12 protein-coding genes are annotated in these 18,560 nt (G+C 58.9%); 3 read left to right on the top strand and 9 right to left on the bottom strand.

All coding sequences use genetic code 11. From position 1 onward, the window contains the following. Window positions 1-7: 7 nt before the first annotated feature. From ABD937_RS14880 to uxuA, 5 genes are all read right to left on the bottom strand, one after another. Window positions 8-2,458: a glycoside hydrolase family 2 TIM barrel-domain containing protein gene (locus ABD937_RS14880; RefSeq protein WP_345256548.1), complete on the bottom strand. Its 2,451-nt coding sequence runs from the start codon at window positions 2,456-2,458 to the stop codon at window positions 8-10. 253 nt (window positions 2,459-2,711) lie between these two features. After that, on the bottom strand, window positions 2,712-3,536 hold the full coding sequence (locus ABD937_RS14875; protein WP_345256547.1) for a DUF1091 domain-containing protein: 825 nt from the start codon (window positions 3,534-3,536) through the stop codon (window positions 2,712-2,714). Between the two features lie 36 nt (window positions 3,537-3,572). Beyond that, window positions 3,573-5,162 carry a RagB/SusD family nutrient uptake outer membrane protein gene (locus ABD937_RS14870; RefSeq protein WP_345256546.1) on the bottom strand — a complete coding sequence of 530 codons (1,590 nt, stop codon included), beginning with the start codon at window positions 5,160-5,162 and terminating at the stop codon, window positions 3,573-3,575. Window positions 5,163-5,173: 11 nt separating this feature from the next. Further along, the gene (locus tag ABD937_RS14865; protein ID WP_345256545.1) at window positions 5,174-8,323 is read right to left on the bottom strand and encodes a SusC/RagA family TonB-linked outer membrane protein; all 3,150 of its coding nucleotides are present in this window, start codon (window positions 8,321-8,323) and stop codon (window positions 5,174-5,176) included. Between the two features lie 229 nt (window positions 8,324-8,552). Continuing rightward, window positions 8,553-9,743: a mannonate dehydratase gene (uxuA, locus tag ABD937_RS14860; RefSeq protein ID WP_345256544.1), complete on the bottom strand. Its 1,191-nt coding sequence runs from the start codon at window positions 9,741-9,743 to the stop codon at window positions 8,553-8,555. A gap of 254 nt (window positions 9,744-9,997) precedes the next feature. Here uxuA and ABD937_RS14855 point away from each other — a divergent pair, with 254 nt between their 5' ends. Beyond that, window positions 9,998-11,005, top strand: a complete 1,008-nt coding sequence (locus ABD937_RS14855) for a LacI family DNA-binding transcriptional regulator (RefSeq protein WP_345256543.1) — start codon at window positions 9,998-10,000, stop codon at window positions 11,003-11,005. Window positions 11,006-11,089: 84 nt separating this feature from the next. On the opposite strand, the gene ABD937_RS14850 is transcribed toward ABD937_RS14855, so the two are convergent. Then, window positions 11,090-12,184, bottom strand: a complete 1,095-nt coding sequence (locus ABD937_RS14850; RefSeq protein WP_345256542.1) for an alginate lyase family protein — start codon at window positions 12,182-12,184, stop codon at window positions 11,090-11,092. A 769-nt stretch (window positions 12,185-12,953) separates the two neighbouring features. Here ABD937_RS14850 and ABD937_RS14845 point away from each other — a divergent pair. Both ABD937_RS14845 and ABD937_RS14840 read left to right on the top strand, forming a co-directional pair. Then, a complete protein-coding gene (locus ABD937_RS14845) occupies window positions 12,954-13,484 on the top strand; it encodes a hypothetical protein (RefSeq protein WP_345256541.1) in 531 nt (176 codons plus the stop codon). Then, window positions 13,468-14,157: a nucleotidyl transferase AbiEii/AbiGii toxin family protein gene (locus ABD937_RS14840; RefSeq protein WP_345256540.1), complete on the top strand. Its 690-nt coding sequence runs from the start codon at window positions 13,468-13,470 to the stop codon at window positions 14,155-14,157. The genes ABD937_RS14845 and ABD937_RS14840 overlap by 17 nt, the downstream gene beginning before the upstream one ends. Before the next feature lie 627 nt (window positions 14,158-14,784). Here the strand turns inward: ABD937_RS14840 and ABD937_RS14835 are convergent. Genes ABD937_RS14835 through ABD937_RS14825 form a run of 3 tightly spaced genes read right to left on the bottom strand, consistent with a single transcriptional unit; the run spans window position 14,785 to window position 18,553 of the window. Further along, window positions 14,785-15,930 carry an alpha-hydroxy acid oxidase gene (locus ABD937_RS14835; RefSeq protein WP_345256539.1) on the bottom strand — a complete coding sequence of 382 codons (1,146 nt, stop codon included), beginning with the start codon at window positions 15,928-15,930 and terminating at the stop codon, window positions 14,785-14,787. Between the two features lie 44 nt (window positions 15,931-15,974). Next, window positions 15,975-17,276, bottom strand: coding sequence for an FGGY family carbohydrate kinase (locus tag ABD937_RS14830; RefSeq protein WP_345256538.1), 1,302 nt, complete (start codon window positions 17,274-17,276; stop codon window positions 15,975-15,977). Beyond that, on the bottom strand, window positions 17,273-18,553 hold the full coding sequence (locus ABD937_RS14825) for a sugar isomerase (protein WP_345256537.1): 1,281 nt from the start codon (window positions 18,551-18,553) through the stop codon (window positions 17,273-17,275). The genes ABD937_RS14830 and ABD937_RS14825 overlap by 4 nt, the downstream gene beginning before the upstream one ends. Window positions 18,554-18,560 lie beyond the last annotated feature (7 nt).

The following is an 18,560-nucleotide window of genomic DNA, read 5'->3' as shown; positions in this document are numbered from 1 at the left end:
GTATCGGTCAGAGGTTGAGAAATACGGTAGGAAGCGTGGCTACCTGCGCGCTGGCCACCGAGCGGCCGCCGCGACGGTCGATGCGGATCAGCGCACGGCCGTTGGAAAGCTGCACGGCGCGCGAACCGGAAGGTGTGCCGAGGTTGTCGAGGAGGCGGCCGTCGCCCGCGAGCCCGAAGCGGATGAACTGGGCTGCGTCCAGGCAAAGCACGCCCTTGTCGTCCAGCACCCTGGCCTGGATCGTGACGATGCTGTCGGATTCACTCACACGCTCCAGCACCACGCGCGCCGGCTTGCCCCATTTCGCAGTTTGAAACTCGAAGTGTAGGCTGTCTTCCACTACGGTGGCGCCACGGCGCGCCCGCACCCGCACTTCGTTCGGGCCTTCCCGAAGCACGGCATTCCAGCGAAGGCCGGCCGCGGGGAAATCCTGGCTGTTGCGGGTGCGCACCCCAAGGCTGCTGCCGTTCACGAACAATTCGGCCTCCGGGCAATTCGAATAGACCTTGATCATCCTGGCTTCACCCGCGTCGCCCCAGCGCACCGGCATCGAGTGCCCGTAGATATGCGCCATCGGCTTGTCGGTCCAGTACGATTGAAACAGGTAGTAGGCCTCTTTCTTCGTAAGGTCGCGCTCCACCACGCCTTTCTGGTTCATGTAGGGCACGGGGTTGTCGGGGCGCACCGGCGTGGAGAAGTCCTTGAACGGCCATTGCGCCGTGCCGGTGAGCCAGGGCATCGTCTCCTGCTCCCTGAGGTGCCACTCGATAAGGTTGCAGATGTAAGACTCGCTCCAGTCGCCATCCTTCGACCCGCGGGCAGCATGGGCGAAACGCGCGGCGTCGCCGGAGTGATCGTTGCCGGCGGCCGGCGGCACCTGTTGCAGGGCCTTATCCGGACTCTCGGAATGACGACCCGCATGGCTGTCGCCGCCCCATTCCACATGCAGAAAATGGTCGACCTTCTCGAACTCGGCCCGCGAGATTTCTTTATAGTCGGTGTAGGTGGCGCGGTACCACCCGGCCCAGATCGAAGGCGAATACACATCCACGATGTCCTTGCAAAAGTCGCAGCGGCGGATGGCGGTCTTGCGCCCCGGGTCGAGGCGGTGCGAGAGGTCGTTGAGCTCACGCATATAGCTGCGGATGCTGTCCCTGTCGAAGGTCTCGAAATCGCCGGGCCAGTCGTTCTCGTTGCCGAGTCCCCAGATGATCACCGATGGGTGGTTGTAGTGCTGCTCGATCATGTTGGTGAGCATTTGCCTGCCCCGCTCGCGGTATACAGAGCCGCCGAGCCCGCCGCGGCACCAGGGGATCTCTTCCCACACGAGGATGCCCAGGCTGTCGCAGAGGTCGAGGATGATGCGCGACTGCTGGTAATGGCCGAGCCGGATAAAGTTCACGCCCATCTCTTTCATCAGGAGCATCTCCTGCCGCATCTGGTCTTCCGTCATGGCTGCGGCCACGCCCGCGTGGTCCTCGTGTCGGTGCGTGCCGCGCAGCAGCAGGCGCTTTCCGTTGAGCAGGAACGGTCCCTTCTTCACGAAGGTGGCCTGCCGGAAGCCGATGCGCTGACTATCGACCGACGCGACGCCGCCGGCCGTGACGGTGGTGAGCACCGTGTAGCGCGCGGGGTCCTGCACGTTCCAGAGTCGTGGCGCCCGCACCGCGAACCGCGCCAGGGGCAGGTCGCCGGAAAGATCGGCAAGCGTTTTTTCGACGCGCTGCAGCACCTTGCCGCGCGGGTCTTTGAGCACCACCGAAACGGTGGCGGGGCCGGAAGCAACCGGCGCATGGAACCGGGCGCGCACATCGAGCGAGCCCGTTTTTCCCGTGCTGTCGACCTGCGCTTCCGCAAACAGCCGGTCCACCGAAACGGCAGGCAGGTATACGAGGTTGAGGTAGCGGTAGATGCCGCCATACAAGTTGAAGTCGGAGAGGTCGGAGGGCATCAGCTCGAGGTCGCGGCCGTTGTCGGTGCGCACCGACAGCGGCACCTTGCCGTTGAACTGCTTGCGGAAGGCTTCTGTTTTCGTGAAGGCCGCCACCGCGTCGGTAATGTCGACCGAGAACTCATCGTAGCCACCCACATGGCTGCCCACTTTCGTGGTGTGGATATACACCTCCGTTTTTTGCCCTGCGCCTTCGAAGTGCAGCACGGTGCGGCCGCCGGGATACGGGTTGGCCACGGCGAGCTGCGTGCGGTACCATGCGGGCCCCTGGTAATAATTCAGGTCCGGGTCTACGGCGTCGGTGGCGTTCACGCAATGCGGCAGCGATACACGCGTCCACAGCGGCACATCCTCCGGGTTGCCGCCCTTCCTCGGGCGCACGGCCTCCCAGATGCCGCCAAGGTCCTGCCGTACGAATTCCCAGTCTTCGTTGAGGCGTACGCGCTGCTGGGCCGAGGCGCTGTGGCTGCTCCAGAGCAATAGGAGGAGAATGATACAGGTCTTCATGTTCATGTTGGGTGTAGAAAAGCCGGGCAGGCACGGGTAAAAGGAATCCGGCTGCTGCTAACAGCCGGATTCCAGGCGAGGGGCAGGTACGTTCGCTGCAATTGTTTAGTGTTGTCTCCAAATCCGGAAGACGGTATTCTTCGTGAGGCGTGAGGCGTGAGCGGGAAACGCTTTACTGTCAGACACTCACTTCTCACGCCTGACGCCTGACGCTTCACGTTGAACTCAGGACAGGTTCAATTAAAAACGATTTCTAGTGACTGTAGCGGAACGGGTGAATGGTACGGTCGAAGACGTGCACTTTGCCGTTGGTGGCGAAGTAGCCCGCCGAGCGGTCATCGGCGCGGTCGTTCACGTTGATCGGTGCATTCTGGTTGTTCACGAGCTTCAGGTTGATCTTGCCTTCGGGGTCGAAGCCGGTGCCGGTAGCAGAGTCCAGTTTGATGGTGGCTGCCGACGCGGGATCGGGGTTGGGTACGTTCCTGGTCACCACCCATCCGAGCCTCGTATCACGCGGGCTGACGGTTGTGCCGGGCGGGAGCAGCGTGGGTACGGAGACGTTGTTGATACTCAGGTTCTCGAAGGTATAATCTCCCTGGAGGATCAGGTAGGAGAAGTAGTTCTTCACGAACTGCTTCGGGTAATCGGTCCAGTAGAGCGCGGGGCGCATCGAATCGGCAGCGGGGTTCAACACCGAGCGGATCGGGTTGCCCATGGCATCCTTCACCACGATCGGGTAGTCGAAGAAGAAGCCGCCGTTGACGCGGAAGGCAGCGCCGGTACCGGTGGTGGTGCGGATCGCATTGTTGTGAAGGAAGATATAGGTGCGGCCGGCGCGCTCGAATTCGGCGAGGTCGAGCTCGGCGTACTCGAGGCCAAGCTGCATCCACTTGAAGACGGTATCCGCCCCGACGCCGGCGGAGCCGCGCGAGAGCAGGAATTGTTTTGCCGTCATGTTGATATTGGGATTGAGCGTCGACGGGCGGTATATGTGGTCCTTCTGCAGCTTATAGCAGCTGGTGAGCGCAACGGTGGCGAGCAGGACAACGGAGAGCAGGGGAAGCAATGTCTTTTTCATGCGATAAGTCTTGAGTGAGCAAAGAAAAATGCGGCGTTATTCAGAGTAGGGCGGGTTCTGCACGAGGCTCGGGTTGGCGTTGAGCACGTTGCGGTGCAGCGGCCAGAGGTAGCGGCGCTTGTCGGTACCCCAGCCGGTCTGGGCGGAGCCGGCAGCCAGCTGGCGCTCGCGCAGCATCTGGTCCATATACTGGGCTACTTTGTGCGTACGCACGAGGTCGAACCAGCGCTTGCCTTCGGCGAAGAGCTCGGAGCGGCGCTCGGCAAGAAGGGCATCTTCCATCTGATCTTCGGTGGTGAGCTGCGCCGCGGTGTAGGGCGCGAGCGTGGCGCGCTGGCGCACCAGGTTCAGGTAGCGCAGGGCATTGGCGCGGTCGCCGGTCTTGTTGAGCGCTTCGGCATAGAGCAGGAATACGTCGGAGATGCGGTACACCGGGATGTACACCGGCTTGTTGATACCCACCGCGGCATCCGCCTGCGAGCGGGTCATGTACGTACTGCGGGCATTGGTGTAGCCGGAGGGTCCGTACCACTTCAGCACGCGGTCGAAGTTGTCGCTCTTGGAGGAGTCGATGCTTTGCTTGGCGCGGGTGTCGAGGCCGGCGCGCAGCCACGAGGCGGCGCCGGTATACAGCACCCGGTCGGTGCGCATGGAGGAGAGGTTCACCGTGGTCGATACGCCCATCATGCAGGGGCAACCGTTGGCGGCCACGTCCCAGTGGATGACCCAGATGCTCTCGAGGTTGGCTGCCGGGTTGGTGAAGATCAGTTTCCAGTCGGCCGTGGAAGCGAGGTCGGCAGCGGCGCCGCCGGAGCCTGTGGCGACGGTGCCGGAGGCATTGTACACACGTCCTGTGGGGCCCTTGGCCTTGAACACATTTTTGAACCAGGTGATGGCGTTGGCGTAGTCGGGCATGATGGCGTCGTCGTGGCTGCGCCACATGTACACGTCGGCGAGCATGGCGGCGATGGCGCCCTCACCGATGTACCAGGCATTGGATGTGGCTCCCTTAGCCGTAAGCGCGTAGGCTTTTTCGAGGTCGGCGATGATCTGTGCGCGCACCTCGGTCTTCGGGGCACGCGGGCGGGCCGGGTTCTCGGAAACGTTGAGGTAAGGGGTCGTCCAGATCGGCGCATCGCCCCACACCCGCAGGATGTAGAAGTAGCACATAGCGCGCATGGCATGGCACTGCGCCAGGTAGCTGTTCAGCGTGGCATCGGAGATACGCTCGGCCACTTTTGCGTAGTTGTTGATCTCCGGGAACTTCGCGATGTTGAGGTTGGCGCGGCCGATGATGGTGTACAGCGGCCCCCAGTCGGCGTAGGTATTGCTCGGCGTGAGGCTGTTGAAGTGGATCTCGTTCGAGATGTTGTTCTGAATGTTGTTCATCATGTTGTCCGCACGCGCGTCGCCCCAGTAGGTGATGCGGTTGTTGAACTGCGACTCCCCGATCATGGTCGTCTGGAAGGCGCCATACATACCGGCCATGGCGGCATCGGCGTCGAAACGGTTGCGGAAGAACAGATCGAGGGTACCATCGGAGAGCGGGACTTCGTCGACCATTTTTTTACATCCGCCGAGAACAATGAAAAACAGTAAGCTGGCTATTGCGAGTAATTTCTTCATGACTGTCATTTTTAGAATTGAACGTTTACACCCATCCCGAACTCGCGGCGCTTCGGGTAGCGGCCGTTGTCGTCGCCGATCTGCAGCGCGTTGGTCGAGCTGAACTCGGGATCGTAGCCGGTGTAGTTGGTCCAGGTAAGCAGGTTGATACCGTACACATAGAGGCTGGCGCCGTTCATGAATGCCTTTCGGGCGGTTGCCGGCTTGAAGCGGTAGGTGAGGCGTGCGCTCGACAGGCGGATGAACGAGGCGTCTTCGAGGAAGTAGCTGTTGCCGCTGGCGCGCTGGCTGCCGCGGGTGTCGCGGTCGGGGAAATACGGGTAGGTGGCGCCTTCCTGTCCCTGGGCCACCCAGGCTCCGTATACCGCTTCCGGCAGCGCCGGACCGTTGACCGTACGGTTGTTGGTGAGGCCCTGCTTGAAGCTGTTGTACACCTTGCCGCCGATGGTGGCATTCACGATCACGTTGAGGCTAAACTGCTTGTAGGTGAAGGTATTGATCACGCCGAGGTAGAAGTCGGGCTGGGCGTTGCCGATGATGTGGCGGTCCTTGTCGTCGATGACGCCGTCGTTGTTCACGTCTTCCCACTCCGTGTCGCCCCCCAGCAGCACGAGGCCGTTGCCCCGCTTGCGGTAGATGCTGTCGGTGTAGTCCTTGCCATTGAGCTGGTAGCCCTGTACGGTCACCGTAGAACCACGGGGTGTGGCTCCGTGTACGATGTTGACACCGATGGGGGTCAGCTTGTTGCCATACTGGTCGTAGGCATTGTGCGCATCGGTGGGATACACGCCAAGGTTGTTCCAGCCGTAGAAGTTGCCCAGGCGGCCGCCCTCTTCGATGAGCCACTTGCCGATGATGAAGGGCTGCCCGCCCTGGAGGCTCAGGATCCGGCCGCGCTCGAAGGAGAGGTTGCCGTTCAGTGCCCAGGTAAAGTTGCGCGTCACGATCGGGGTCGAATTCAGCTGGAACTCGAGACCGCGGGTCTCGATGGTACCAACGTTCACTTTGGTGCCGTTGCTGAAACCGGTTTCCAGGGGAAGCGGGCGGTTGTACAGCAGATCGTGCGTGGTCTTGATATAGTATTCTACCGTGAGGTTATAGCGGCCTTTCAGGAACGAGAGATCCAAACCGAGGTTCTTTTGCTCCGTAGCCTCCCATTTGAGCCCGCGGTTGCCGAGCGTGCTTCTCAGCGAAGCGCCGGCCACACCGTTGTAGCTTTCGAGGCCCTGGGTCATGAGCTGCAGGTATTCGTAGTTGCCTACACGGTCGTTGCCCAGCTGGCCCCAGCTCACCCGCAGCTTGGCGTCGGAGAGGTAGTTGCTCGCCCAGCCCATGAAGCGCTCGTCGGAAAAGCGCCAGGCCAGCGATCCGGAAAAGAAGTTGCCGACGCGGCTTTCCGGGGCGAAGCGCGAAGTGGCGTCGCGGCGGTAGTTACCCTGCGCGATGTATCGGTCCTTGAAGCTGTAGATCACCCGGCCGAACGCGGAGGCGGTGGACACGGCCGAGCCGCTTGTGGTCTGGCGGGTCAGGTTGTCGATGAACGCACCCTTTACATAGTGCGCCGTTTCGATCACGAAATCGCGGCCCTCCATCTGGGTGATGTCGTCCTTCTCGCGCTCCTTCGATACGCCGAGCAGACCGGTGATGCTGTGCTGGCCGACCTTCTTCCGGTAGTTGAGGAAGGATTGGAACATCCAGTCGAAGCTCTTGTTCAGGTTGTTACGACCGAGGTTTGTGGTGCCGGACGTCTCCAGGAAGCGCGGCATGAAGTAGAAGCCCTGGTAACTCATCATCTGCGCGTTGAACGCGGTGGTGAACTTCAGGTCCTTGTAGATCTGGAAGTCGATCTGGTGGTTCATCTGGGCCTTCAGCGTCTCGCGCGTATTGTCTTCGAGCAGCGCGTTGGCCACCGGGTTGCGGGTGGAGTTCAGGTAGCTTGTCAGCGATCCGTCGGGGTTATAGACCCGGAGGTACGAGGGACGGAAGAACACCGAGCTGATCGAGTTGTTGACGCTGGTGAAGTTGCCGTACGACCAGGAGAACGAGAGGTTGGTCGTATACTTGAATTTCTTTGAGGCCTGGAATTCGGTGTTGATCCGCGATTGCACCGTCCGGTTCCAGGTGTTGAGTGCAATGCCGCGGTCGTTGATGTAGTTGAGGCTTGCGTAATACGTCAGCGCTTTCTGTCCGCCGCTGATGCTCATCTTGATGTCGTCGCGGTTCCCCCGGTTGCCGAGCAGCAGCTCCTGGTAATCGTTATCGGAGTTGAACGAGGGGTTGAGCGAATCGGTGAAGGTGCCGCTGGTGCCGCTCAGGTTGCCGGTCTGCATCTTGCGGTACAGGCGCAGCTCCGCGGCGTTGGCCACCTGCATTTTATGGGCAAGCCATCCGAACACTTTCGAGTATTGCACATCGAAGCGGGTCTTGCCTTCAGCGCCGCGGCGCGTGGTGATGAGGATCACACCGGCCGCCGACCGCGCTCCGTAGATGGAAGCGGAAGCAGCGTCTTTCAGCACCTCTATCCGCTCGATGTCATTGGGGTTGATGGCCCCGGCGTTGTCGGTGATAACGCCGTCCACTACGTACAGGGGCGAGTTGCCCTCGGCCGTGAAGGTGCTGGCGCCGCGGATCTGGATGGACCCTTCTGCGCCGGGCTCGCCGTTGTCGTTCATCACCAGCACACCGGCTGCCTGCCCCTGCAGGGCGTCGAACAGGTTGATGGGCTGCCGCTCCTGGATCTGCTTGTTGTTGACGGACGAGATGGAGCCGCCGATATCGCGCTTACGAACGGTCTGACCGTAACCGATCACCACGACCTCGTCGAGGTTGTTGGGCTTCTCGGTCAGGGTGATGTTCAGCGAGCGGCGGTCGCCCACCAGTTGTTCTTTCTCCACGAAGCTGACCCCGGAGAACAACAGTATCGAGCTCGCAGCGGGTACGTTGATCGAATAGGCACCCACGGAGTCGGTGGTGCTGCCGATAGTGCTTCCCTTGATGCGCACCGAGATGCCGGGCAACCGGTTGCCCCCTCCATCCCGCACGGTGCCGGCCACGCGGATCCCCTGGGCCGAAGCAGTACCCGCAAGCAGGGCCAGCACGAAGAACAACAACCAGCATCTTGTGACCTTTGCCGGCATAAGGTGAACGCGTAATCTTTCCATAAAACAGTCCGATTTAAAATAAGAAAATGATGAAGGGGAGCAGGCGTCGCCGGGTAAAGGCGCGCCACGGGAGCGCCGGCGCCAATACCGTATTAGTACGGGGCGCGTGGCTGCGTGTGTGCCCGGCGGCCCGGCCGATGACAGGGCCCGCAGGCGAGGAAGCGGAGAAAAGTCTTTTGTGTTCATATAGTAGCAGTCGTGATGTGATGTTTGTTTGCGGGCGCCGGTGTCACTCCATCCGGACCCGGCTGCGCAGGATGCCGAGCTCGAGGCCGCGGAGTTCGGCCAGCCCGCGCAGGCGGCCGATGGCCGAATACCCGGGGTTCGTTTTCTTCTTCAGGTCGTCGAGCATCTGGTGCCCGTGGTCGGGGCGCATCGGGATGCCTGTGCCGCGCTCCTGCATGATCCCGGCCACGGCGTGCAGCACTGCGTACATGTCAACGTCGCCTTCGAGGTGATTGTCTTCGAAGAAGTCGCCAAGCTCGTTGCGGCGGGTGCTCCGGAGGTGCAGGAAGTGGATACGGTCGGCGAACTGCCGCACCATGGCCGGCAGGTCGTTGTCGGGGCGCACGCCGAAAGAGCCGGTGCAGAAGCAGAGGCCGTTGGCCGGTGCCGGCACCGCTTCGAAAAGGGCGCTGAGGTCGGCGGCGGTGCTCACCACACGCGGGAGGCCCAATATGGAATAAGGAGGATCGTCGGGGTGGATGGCCAGGCGCACGCCGCATTCCTCGGCAACGGGAACGATCTCCTGGAGAAACAGGATCAGGTGGCGGCGCAGCGTAGCGGCGTCGATGCCGGCGTAGGCATCGAGGGCTTGCTGGAACTGGGCGAGGGTAAAGCTTTCCTCGCTGCCCGGCAGGCCGGCGATGATGTTGCGATGGAGGAGGGCCCGCTCCGCGTCGGTCATGGCGTCGAGGCGGGCCTGTGCCCGGGCGAGCTCTTCGGCGCTGTAGTCGGCAGCGGCACCTTTCCGGCGCAGCAGGAAAACGTCGAAGGCAATGAAGGCGGCCCGCTCGAAGCGCAGCGCCAGCGACCCGTCGGGCTGTGCGTAGGCAAGGTCGGTGCGCGTCCAGTCGAGTACGGGCATGAAGTTATACGTAACGATGCGCACGCCGCAGGCGGCGAGGTTACGTAGGCTTTGCTTGTACTGATCGATGTAGGTGGCGAAGGCGCCGCTCCGGGTCTTGATCGATTCGTGCACCGGCACGCTCTCCACCACTGGCCAGCTGAGGCCTGCGCTTTCGACGAGCGCGAGCCGGGCCTTGATCTCGTCGATGCTCCACACCGCGCCGTTGGGCAGGTGGTGCAGCGCCGTAACGACGCCGGTGCATCCCGCCTGGCGGATATCCGACAGGCGCACCGGGTCATCGGGGCCGAACCACCGCATGGTCTGCTGCATCTGGAACAAATCGGTCGTCATGCTGTCGGGTTGAAATTTGGTGGTAAAGGATTCCGGGAGTATTGCCGCCGGGCTGCCGGCCCTGTATTCCTGCCCTGCGAAGAATCGGGCAAGGCCGGACCGCGTCACAGGCCCGCTACGTTTCCGCAAGCGTGGCTGCTTTCGCTTCCACTTGGTTAAATTGATGTATTTTCTTTGTCTGCATTCTGTAGTAGTACAAGTATTTTTATGCAATCGTTATCGAAACCGTTTTCGGACGTCAGAGACCGTTACATATGGACCCAATCAACATCCGCCAGCTCGCGGAAAAACTGAATCTCTCGGTGTCAACTGTTTCGAAAGCCTTCCGGAACAGTTATGATATTAACCCGCAAACGCGTGAGCGGATCCTTGCGCTCGCACGCGAGCTCAACTACCAGCCCAACCCTGCCGCGGCCTCGCTGCGCACCCAGCAAAGCAAGACTCTTGCGGTGATCCTCCCGGCGATCGACAACACCTTCTTCGTTCAGGCGCTGAAAGGGATCGAAACGGTAGCGCGGCAGCGGGGCTATCATGTGCTCATCTACGTCAGCTACGACGACCACGACCAGGAAGTAGCGCTTACCAACAGCCTGCAGCGTGGCCGGATCGATGGTGTGCTGATGTCGATCGCCGATGCCGGCAAAGACCTGGGCCACCTGTCCGAGCTCGGGGCGAAAGGCATTCCCGTCGTGTTCTTCGACCGGGTATATGAACACGACGACCACTTCCAGGTTACGACCAACGACCGCGAAAGTGCTTACAGCGCCACTGCCCATCTCCTCGGCCTCGGCTGCCGCCGCATCGCTCACCTTACCCTCGACCGCTCGCTCTCCATCGCCGACCGCCGGCGCCAGGGCTATCTCGACGCGCTCCGGGATTACGGCATCGCTGAAGACCCGGACCTGGTGTTTGCGTGCCCGGTTGACGCCGAGCAGAAGTACGAGGCCCTCCATGCGTTCCTGGCTCGGGAGCGGCCGGAAGCGGTCTTTTCTTCGTTCGAGAACCTGGCGCTGCTCACCTACCAAGCTTGTGCGTCACTAGCGCTCCGGATACCCCAAGACCTGAAGATCATCAGCTTCTCTAACCTCGAGGCAGCGCCGCTCCTATCTCCTGCCTTGAGCACCGTACACCAGCGTGCGTATGAGATCGGCAGTTCCGCGTCCGGCATCCTGATCGACCTGATCGAGCAAAAACCGACGCCGGGATTCCGAAAGCTGTCTCTTCCTGCAACACTGGAGCTCCGTACATCTACAATCGGCTAGATCACACCGACCCCTGTTGCCTTGTTCCCCTACATCATTTCTTCTGAGCCGGATCTTTTCAGAACCCGGTCCGTATAGATCCTGCTACTTCCTGCGCATCGCGGTCTTCTGTGCCCCGTTCATCACAGCCTGCCACGTAGGATAAGTCCCGGTGGCCTGCATCGTTTTCCGGACCACGTCAATGCACCCGGCTTCGAAAAACGACGCCTGCACCAGCACCGAAAGACCTTCCGTGGGTTTGAAGGGCGCGCCGATCTCGAAGCCGGGCTCTTTGTTGGCCGCCCGCTTCTTATCGAACGCCGCTTTACTGTTGACGTACTCCGCGTGTGTCTTTTCTCCGGTGACGAAGGGGATCAGAAAATCGATGGATTTCCCGATAGAGGCTCCCGAGGGCGATGTGAAATGGTAATAGTCCTTGCGGGCCGCGCGTTGCAGCACCGTGGCCAGGCTGATCATCGGCTCCAGCGTATACACGTGGTAGTGGAGCGCATCACGCTCATGGAAGTCGTAGCCGCTGCCATCCGGCTTCAGGTTGCGCTCAATGTGCTCGGGCAACGCTTCCGCGACGTAATTCTTGTACGCCTCATGATCGAGGACGTAGGCAATGAGGCCAATGACCTTCAGGCGATGGGAATGCCAGTTGCTGAACGAGTTCTTCTTCTGCCGGTCCGCCGTGCGCATCTCTTCGTCGGCCATTTTTCCGAGCCAGCGGTCGATGGTTGCGCGCTGATCGTCCGGAACATCCTTGCGCAGCAGGTCATAGGCAAAGAACAGCTTCTCGAACTTGGAATCGTTGATCGGGTTCCCTCTTGGCTGATTCACGGTTGCCCAGGCGCTGAGGTACGCAGCTGCCTGCTGCAGGTAAGGCGGGTGGCCTTCCACCTTGTAGGCAAGGGCCAGGGCGTAGATCTTATCGATGTCTTTCAGCGCTTGCAGCGTCCGTATCTTCTTCGGGTGGGTGATCAGGTGCCCTTCTGAAACAACGGTATCTACCGGGTCGGGCATTTCGGAGAGCGCGTTATCGGCGGTGCGCTTCAGCGAGGTATAGAACCGCTGAGCGCTCGTATCCCGGGCAATCGTTTTCTTAAGCGCCACCACCTCTTTCTTCGTGAGGCCTACGGCTTGTGCGCAGGCGTCCATGAAGACCAGGGTAAACAGAGCAAGCAATACGTGTTTCATCAGCAGCATTTTCGTGGCGTTCTCCTTCGGCAGGAGGCAGATTACCTGTTCCAGTAAGCAATGGAGTTGTAAACAATCGCAGTTTGGGCAGCAACACGACCCCCTCTGTCACACCACCTTTTCTCCCTCGTCGAAGCTACCTCTTTACCCACGGGAGCGCGGGAACGCATCTCGCAAAAAAGGGGGCCGATTGCACCAATCGTCGCCGCGTCTCGGGTCACGGCTATTTATCTGGATCACACGGGTAACAGCATTACCCGGGCGATGGCTGCCGCTGCTTTTGTATACGGGAGAACAGGAACAATAAGGGCAAAGGAAGTCATCGCCTGCACAAAAGCGACCGGGATCAAGCCGCTACCCGCAATGGAGGTAAATGAATATGGGGACCCGGAAGCGATGAAGGAACTGTTGTCCCCCAATTGAAACCGCCAGAACGCCCCGGTGTGCCTTAAGTCGGAGCAAAAAAACCCCACCTTTCGGTGAGGCTATTTTAAAGCGTGGAGAAGGGCGAACAGAAGTCGAATCATTTGGAGCGGGACCTTCTGTTAGTCAATCGCTTACAAATTTGATCATTGCCGGCGACTCAGAATCATGAAGAAAGCTAGGGTAATGCACTGGATTCGGGTATTAAGCATTTTACCTATAGTATTGTCAACTTTTCCTAGAAGTGATCGCGGCCGCGTTCCTCCTTCAGATGAACTCCTTATCGTATGAAAACCAAATCCAATTTTTAATTCGCAATTCGCGAATTGAGAATTACTTTTGCGATATGCGAAAGCACAATGGGATGCGGCCTCAGGATATTGTCGTTTTGCTCAAGATCATTTGTCTGGAGCAGCAGTCGTGGCAGTTCAAGGACTTGGCATATCACTTGGCGCTCAGCCCCGCAGAAATCAGTGAGTCGCTAAACCGCAGTCACCTTGCCGGCCTGGTCGACGCGACAAAGCGAAAGGTGCACCGGTTGAGCCTGTTTGAGTTCATTTGCTATGGGCTCCAATATGTATTCCCGCAAATGCCTGGCCCTATGGTAAACGGAGTACCCACGGCGCATGCCCATCCCTATTTTGAAAAGCACTTTCATGCAGAATTCAAATATATCTGGCCACTACCAGAAGGGCGGGCGCGAGGGCTTTCCATCGAACCGCTCTACTCCGCTCTTCCCAAAATCGCTGAGCAGGACGAAAAACTGTACCTGCTTCTTGCCTGTATCGACATTGTTCGCGTCGGCCGCATACGGGAGATAAAGATGGCTACCAATGTTCTGAAGCAAAAACTCCTGATTCGTGAATCATCAGAATAACATCACACGGATTCGTGCGGTTTATCATGCGCTCGGTGATCTCTCAAACGAAGTGGTATTTGTAGGCGGCGCAACTGTATCGCTCTATGCAGACCGTGAAGCTTCGGACGTGCGGGAGACGGACGACGTGGATATCGTAGTGGAGCTCTATAGCCGCACTGGTTATGCAGCGATTGAAGAAAAGCTTCAGGGGAAAGGATTTCAACCGGATCATGAATCGAAAGTGATCTGCCGGTACAAGGTGCAAGGGATCACCGTGGACGTGATACCGATTGACGCAGACATACTAGGCTTTTCCAACAAGTGGCATGGGCAAGGTTATCAAACGGCTATGGATCACCGGCTGGACGAAGATTATACAATCCGCATTTTCACCCCGCCCTACTTTGTGGCTTCTAAGCTGGAGGCTTTCCACGGGCGCGGCAGTGGGGATGGGCGCACCAGCCATGATTTTGAGGACATCGTGTTCCTATTCAACAACCGGTCGACAATCTGGGAGGAAATGGAAGCAGCCCCAGAATCCGTACGGTCATACTTGAAGGAAGAAGCGCAAAAGCTTGTGCGGATAACGTATCTCCGTGAGTGGATATCTGCCAATCTGGAATACTCACAGGAATCCAGGGCTGACTTTATACAGGAACAGCTGGAAAACTTTGTGGCCATGGACTTCTGACTCTCTGAAAACCCCTTTACAGCCACTCAGACTAAAGAAACTGGTGTTGCCGATTGAGCTGAAAAACTACAATGTAATTTAGTTCGGGCACTTATCCAGATCAGCTTCTACTTAAGACGTGAAAGGCTCCAAATCGATATGTGGATTGACATGAGCGCATGGAAAGGGAATTATTGATACAGTCATCATAGAAATCCTCAAACACCCTAAGAGCCGAGTTTCGGATCCCATTCAGGGTTTTCTCTACAGCTACCTCATTGGCCGACTCTTCAATTTCGATGTTCTCTTCCCCCATATAACTAAATTCCGCTCCTGCATAGTCCCCCAACGGTACCGTCGGGACGCTCCAGCCAGCTTCAGGTAGGGACATAAAAAAACCCCGCGTTTCCGCGAGGCTCTTTTAAAGCGTGGAGAATGGCGAACTAAAGTCGAACCTATTCGAAACTGATCTATTGCTAATCAACAACTTATCAATTTGAGTTGGTGATCGCAACTCATCTTATAGACAGGGAGCAAGGCTAAGAACCTTCCTCATTTCAGTTTTAAGCAGTTCGACACCAGTCCTGTGCACAAAGGCCCCGATCGTCAGATCTGGGCCTTTTCAATTTGCCTGAACCGACTCCACCTCTACCCCACCCTATGCTGCGGCAATCCTGTTATATGCGCACAGTTCACCTGCTCCATCACCTGCTTCAGCTGCGCCCTGATCAACTCAATCGTATGCCTGCCGCCCGCATTTCCGAGGGCCGCAACACCGTACATAAAGCTGCGTCCTAAAAAGGTAAAGTCAGCACCAACGGCCATCGCACGGGCTACATCGGGGCCGTCCCGAAGCCCACTGTCTACCATCAGCGGAATACGGCCGGCAAAGTCGGCGACAATCGACTCAAGCGATCGGATGGAAGACTCGCCGGCATCCAGTTGGCGGCCGCCATGATTGGAAACGATCAATCCGTCTAACCCAAGCCGGACGGCCGCTGCGGCGTCCTCGCTTCCGGCAACGCCTTTCAATACCAGCTTTCCTTTCCAACGGGCGCGCAAACGAGCCACCTTCTCCTCGCTCAACCGACCATCGAAGGTCCGGTTCATGTAAAGCCCCAACTGCTTCATGCTCATACCGTCCGGCATATAGCGCTTCATGGTGGCGAATTGCGGAATGCCTTGCCGGAGCATCTGTACGCCCCAGGCCGGACATCCGAGCATCTGGGCGATATTCCGAAGCGTCATCCGCGGGGGCATGGAAAGTCCGTTCCGGATATCGCGGGGCCGGAAGCCGAACGACGGCACATCGCATAAAAGAACGAGCACCTCCACCCCGGCTGATTCCAACCGCTTCAGGATGTCTTCGGTGATCCGGTCTTCGGCCGGGTGATACAGCTGGTACCAGCAGCGCCCTTCCGTGATCTCCGCAATTTCTTCGATCGAGGCGGTGGTAACGGTACTGAGGATGAACGGAATATTCGCCTCCCGGGCAGCACGTGCTAGGATCCGGGGGGCGCCTGGCCAGATCAGCCCCTGTAGTCCGATGGGCGCGATGCCGAAGGGCGCGCTGTAGGTGTGCCCGAACAGCTCCGTGTCGAGCCGCACGCCGGTGAACGGACGCAGATACTGCGGACGTAGCTGCACCTCCCGCAACTCTCGCGTATTCCGATCGAGGTTCACATCCTCATTGCACCCACCATCCAGGTATTCGAATGCAAACCGGGGGATGCGGCGGCGCGCCCGGGCGCGCAGGTCGTCAATGGACGGGTAAGACGGATGGTAGGCAATCATACAAATCAGATCAGGAGCAACCGGAGATTCAATAGAAATACAAATCAGGCCATCACCAGGGCGTGCTCCTGATACAACTCCTGCGTCAGCATGGCTGCACCCAGGGCGCTGGCTTCCTCATCGCCGGATGTCAGCACTTCCATTTGCGGGCAAAACCTCCGGAGAAGGGTCATGAAGATCTTATTCCGGCAAAAGCCCCCCTCTACGATCAGCCGACGCACCGGCGTACGGCCTTTTGCGAGCTGGATCGACGGCAGGAGATGCCTTACCAGCGAATACATGAAATGATGATAAGCCTGCGCGGCATTGGGCTGGTGATAATACGATATGCTTTCGTGAAGGTCGTAGGCTTCCTCGGCGATAAGACCGAGGCCCTCGTCGAAGGGAAGATCATAAAAATAGGCTGGCGACTTCCCATACTCCTTGCAAAGCCCGTTGACCATGTCTTCGTGAATCTTCCCGGCGAAATAGCGCGCAGCGCGCACGGGCGCCCCTTCATAGCTCAGGTAGCAGAGGCAGTCGGCATCCAACTCGGTATCCGTTAAGGGCTCCTGGCTGAAGGGGTTGAGCGTAATGCACCAAGTACCGGTAGAGAGCAACAGAAACGGACGCTCCTCCCGCTTGAGGTGCGGTATCAGCGCGGCCGAACTATCATGAAGCCCGCGCCCGACCAGCACGGGAACACCGTTGAAAACACGCTGCGCAGCCGAGCGTGCGGCGGCAAGTGGTGCCAGCTTTTCGAGGAGCCCCTCTGCGGCAGCCCATCGATGATATTCGAGGCGCGTGAAATCCCAGAGGTGCGTATGACAGCCAACCGAAGTGATCCCGCTGTACCGTTCTTCACTGAAAAGAAAGCTGCAGAATTCAGGCAGGTGGAGGCTGTTGTGGATTTGCCGGTATACGTCGGGATGCTGCTGCTGCAACCAGTACAAGGTGAGCCCGGAGTTGAGGTGCCCCAGGGGAGGCGAGGCTGTTTGACTGGAAAATGCAGACCGCCCGCCATACCGCTCATACAATCCATGCTGCAGCGCCGGGTCGTAAGGCTTGAGGTAATTGTAAATCGGCGCAATCGGCTCGCCGGCCCGGTTGAGGTGCACAAGCGTAGCGCCATAGGCCGAAAAATTAACCCCTTTGATGCGGTATTTTGCGTGGTGCACCGCCTCCGCAAAGGTCGAAAGCATCCAGTCTTTCAACAGCACATAATCCTCGCACGGGTACAGGTCCTCATCCACTGCGCCCGGTAGTTGCACACTGCTTTTGTACACGGGCTGCAGGGCCTCATCATAGAGCAGGAATTTCTTGTTCGTTTTGCCGAGATCGAATACGGCAGTTACTTCGGTTTTCATAGTCCTGTTGCTTTTGCATGAACACCACGCCGCTGCATCAATTGTTTCCGGATGCCGTGCTGGCGGTAAAATTCAACCGGAGCGCAGGCCCCACCCTGTTCTATGCGTGCCTGCGCCACCAGCGGGCGCACATCGGTGCGATACGCATCCTGTAATAGCTCCTGGCAGCGCACCACATCGCTCGCTTCCTGCGCCTCCCGGAGCGCATCCTGGTCCACCAGCAGCGCCTGCGCATAGGATTGCAGGATTGCCTCGACGGACTGCAGCAAATCTTCCAGCGGGTCTTTAAGGTTGTGCGATGCGTCGATCATCCAGGCAAGGCCGGTGGCATGCGTCAATCCCCGGGCGTCCATCCCCTCGATCAGCTGCGAAAAGACGAGATAAAGCTGGTACGGGTTGATGCACCCTACCGTGAGGTCATCATCGCCGTACTTGGAATCGTTGAAATGAAAGCCGCCCAGCTTTTCCTCCATCAACAGCAGCGACACGATCTGCTCGATGTTGGCATTGGGAAGGTGATGGCCAAGATCAACCAATGTCTTTGCCCTGGGCCCCAGCTTGGATGCCAGCAGGTAAGCCTGTCCCCAATCGCCGATCGTCATCGAATAAAAATTCGGCTCGAAAGCCTTGTACTCCACCAGCAGGTTCCAATCGGACGGCAGCTCGGCGTAGATCGCTTCCATACTCTCCAGGGTGTTGGCGAAGGCCCGGCGAAAATTAAGCTGGCCCGGGTAGGAAGACCCATCAGCAAGCCAAAGGGCCAGCGATTGCGACCCGAGCGCCACTCCATAACGGATGACCTCCACATTGTGCGCAATCGCCTGTTTGCGAACCCGCACATCCACATGATGCAGGGAGCCATATTTGTAACTGTACGGTTGACCCGGTTGGTCCTGAAACGTATTGGAGTTGACGGCGTCGAACCTGAGCCCATAAGAGGCCGCCAGCCGCCGGATGGACTCCGGATCTTCCGGAATATCCCAGGGGATGTGCAGCGAGATCGCCCCGGATGCCCGGTTGAGCTGCTGCAGCAAGCCCACGTCTTCGATCTTTTCAGCAAGCGTGGAAGGCTCCCCTCCAAACCCGAAGCGGCCAAAGCGCGTGCCCCCGGCACCGAGGGCCCAGGAAGGTATGGCAATCTCAAACTTCCGGAGCAGGTCGATCACCTGGCGGCACTTATCGGCACCCACCTGTTCGCTTATATGTTCGAGCTCCATAGCCAGTCTCTTCCGGCGCGGCTCATTGTGTTCTTCCAGTTCAATTGCATTCACATACATAAGCTCG

It is taken from the genome of Flaviaestuariibacter amylovorans, from assembly GCF_039541815.1.
In the GTDB taxonomy this organism is placed as follows: Bacteria; Bacteroidota; Bacteroidia; order Chitinophagales; family Chitinophagaceae; genus Flavisolibacter; species Flavisolibacter amylovorans.
This window is presented reverse-complemented; position numbering and strand designations above follow the sequence as displayed.

Excerpts from the sequence above, each read along its gene's own strand:
- ABD937_RS14880 (WP_345256548.1), bottom strand. The coding sequence starts at position 2,458 with ATGAAGACCTGTATCATTCTCCTCCTATTGCTCTGGAGCAGCCACAGC.
- ABD937_RS14875 (WP_345256547.1), bottom strand. The coding sequence starts at position 3,536 with ATGAAAAAGACATTGCTTCCCCTGCTCTCCGTTGTCCTGCTCGCCACC.
- ABD937_RS14870 (WP_345256546.1), bottom strand. The coding sequence starts at position 5,162 with ATGAAGAAATTACTCGCAATAGCCAGCTTACTGTTTTTCATTGTTCTC.
- ABD937_RS14865 (WP_345256545.1), bottom strand. The coding sequence starts at position 8,323 with ATGGAAAGATTACGCGTTCACCTTATGCCGGCAAAGGTCACAAGATGC.
- uxuA (WP_345256544.1), bottom strand. The coding sequence starts at position 9,743 with ATGACGACCGATTTGTTCCAGATGCAGCAGACCATGCGGTGGTTCGGC.
- ABD937_RS14855 (WP_345256543.1), top strand. The coding sequence starts at position 9,998 with ATGGACCCAATCAACATCCGCCAGCTCGCGGAAAAACTGAATCTCTCG.
- ABD937_RS14850 (WP_345256542.1), bottom strand. The coding sequence starts at position 12,184 with ATGAAACACGTATTGCTTGCTCTGTTTACCCTGGTCTTCATGGACGCC.
- ABD937_RS14845 (WP_345256541.1), top strand. The coding sequence starts at position 12,954 with ATGCGAAAGCACAATGGGATGCGGCCTCAGGATATTGTCGTTTTGCTC.
- ABD937_RS14835 (WP_345256539.1), bottom strand. The coding sequence starts at position 15,930 with ATGATTGCCTACCATCCGTCTTACCCGTCCATTGACGACCTGCGCGCC.
- ABD937_RS14830 (WP_345256538.1), bottom strand. The coding sequence starts at position 17,276 with ATGAAAACCGAAGTAACTGCCGTATTCGATCTCGGCAAAACGAACAAG.
- ABD937_RS14825 (WP_345256537.1), bottom strand. The coding sequence starts at position 18,553 with ATGTATGTGAATGCAATTGAACTGGAAGAACACAATGAGCCGCGCCGG.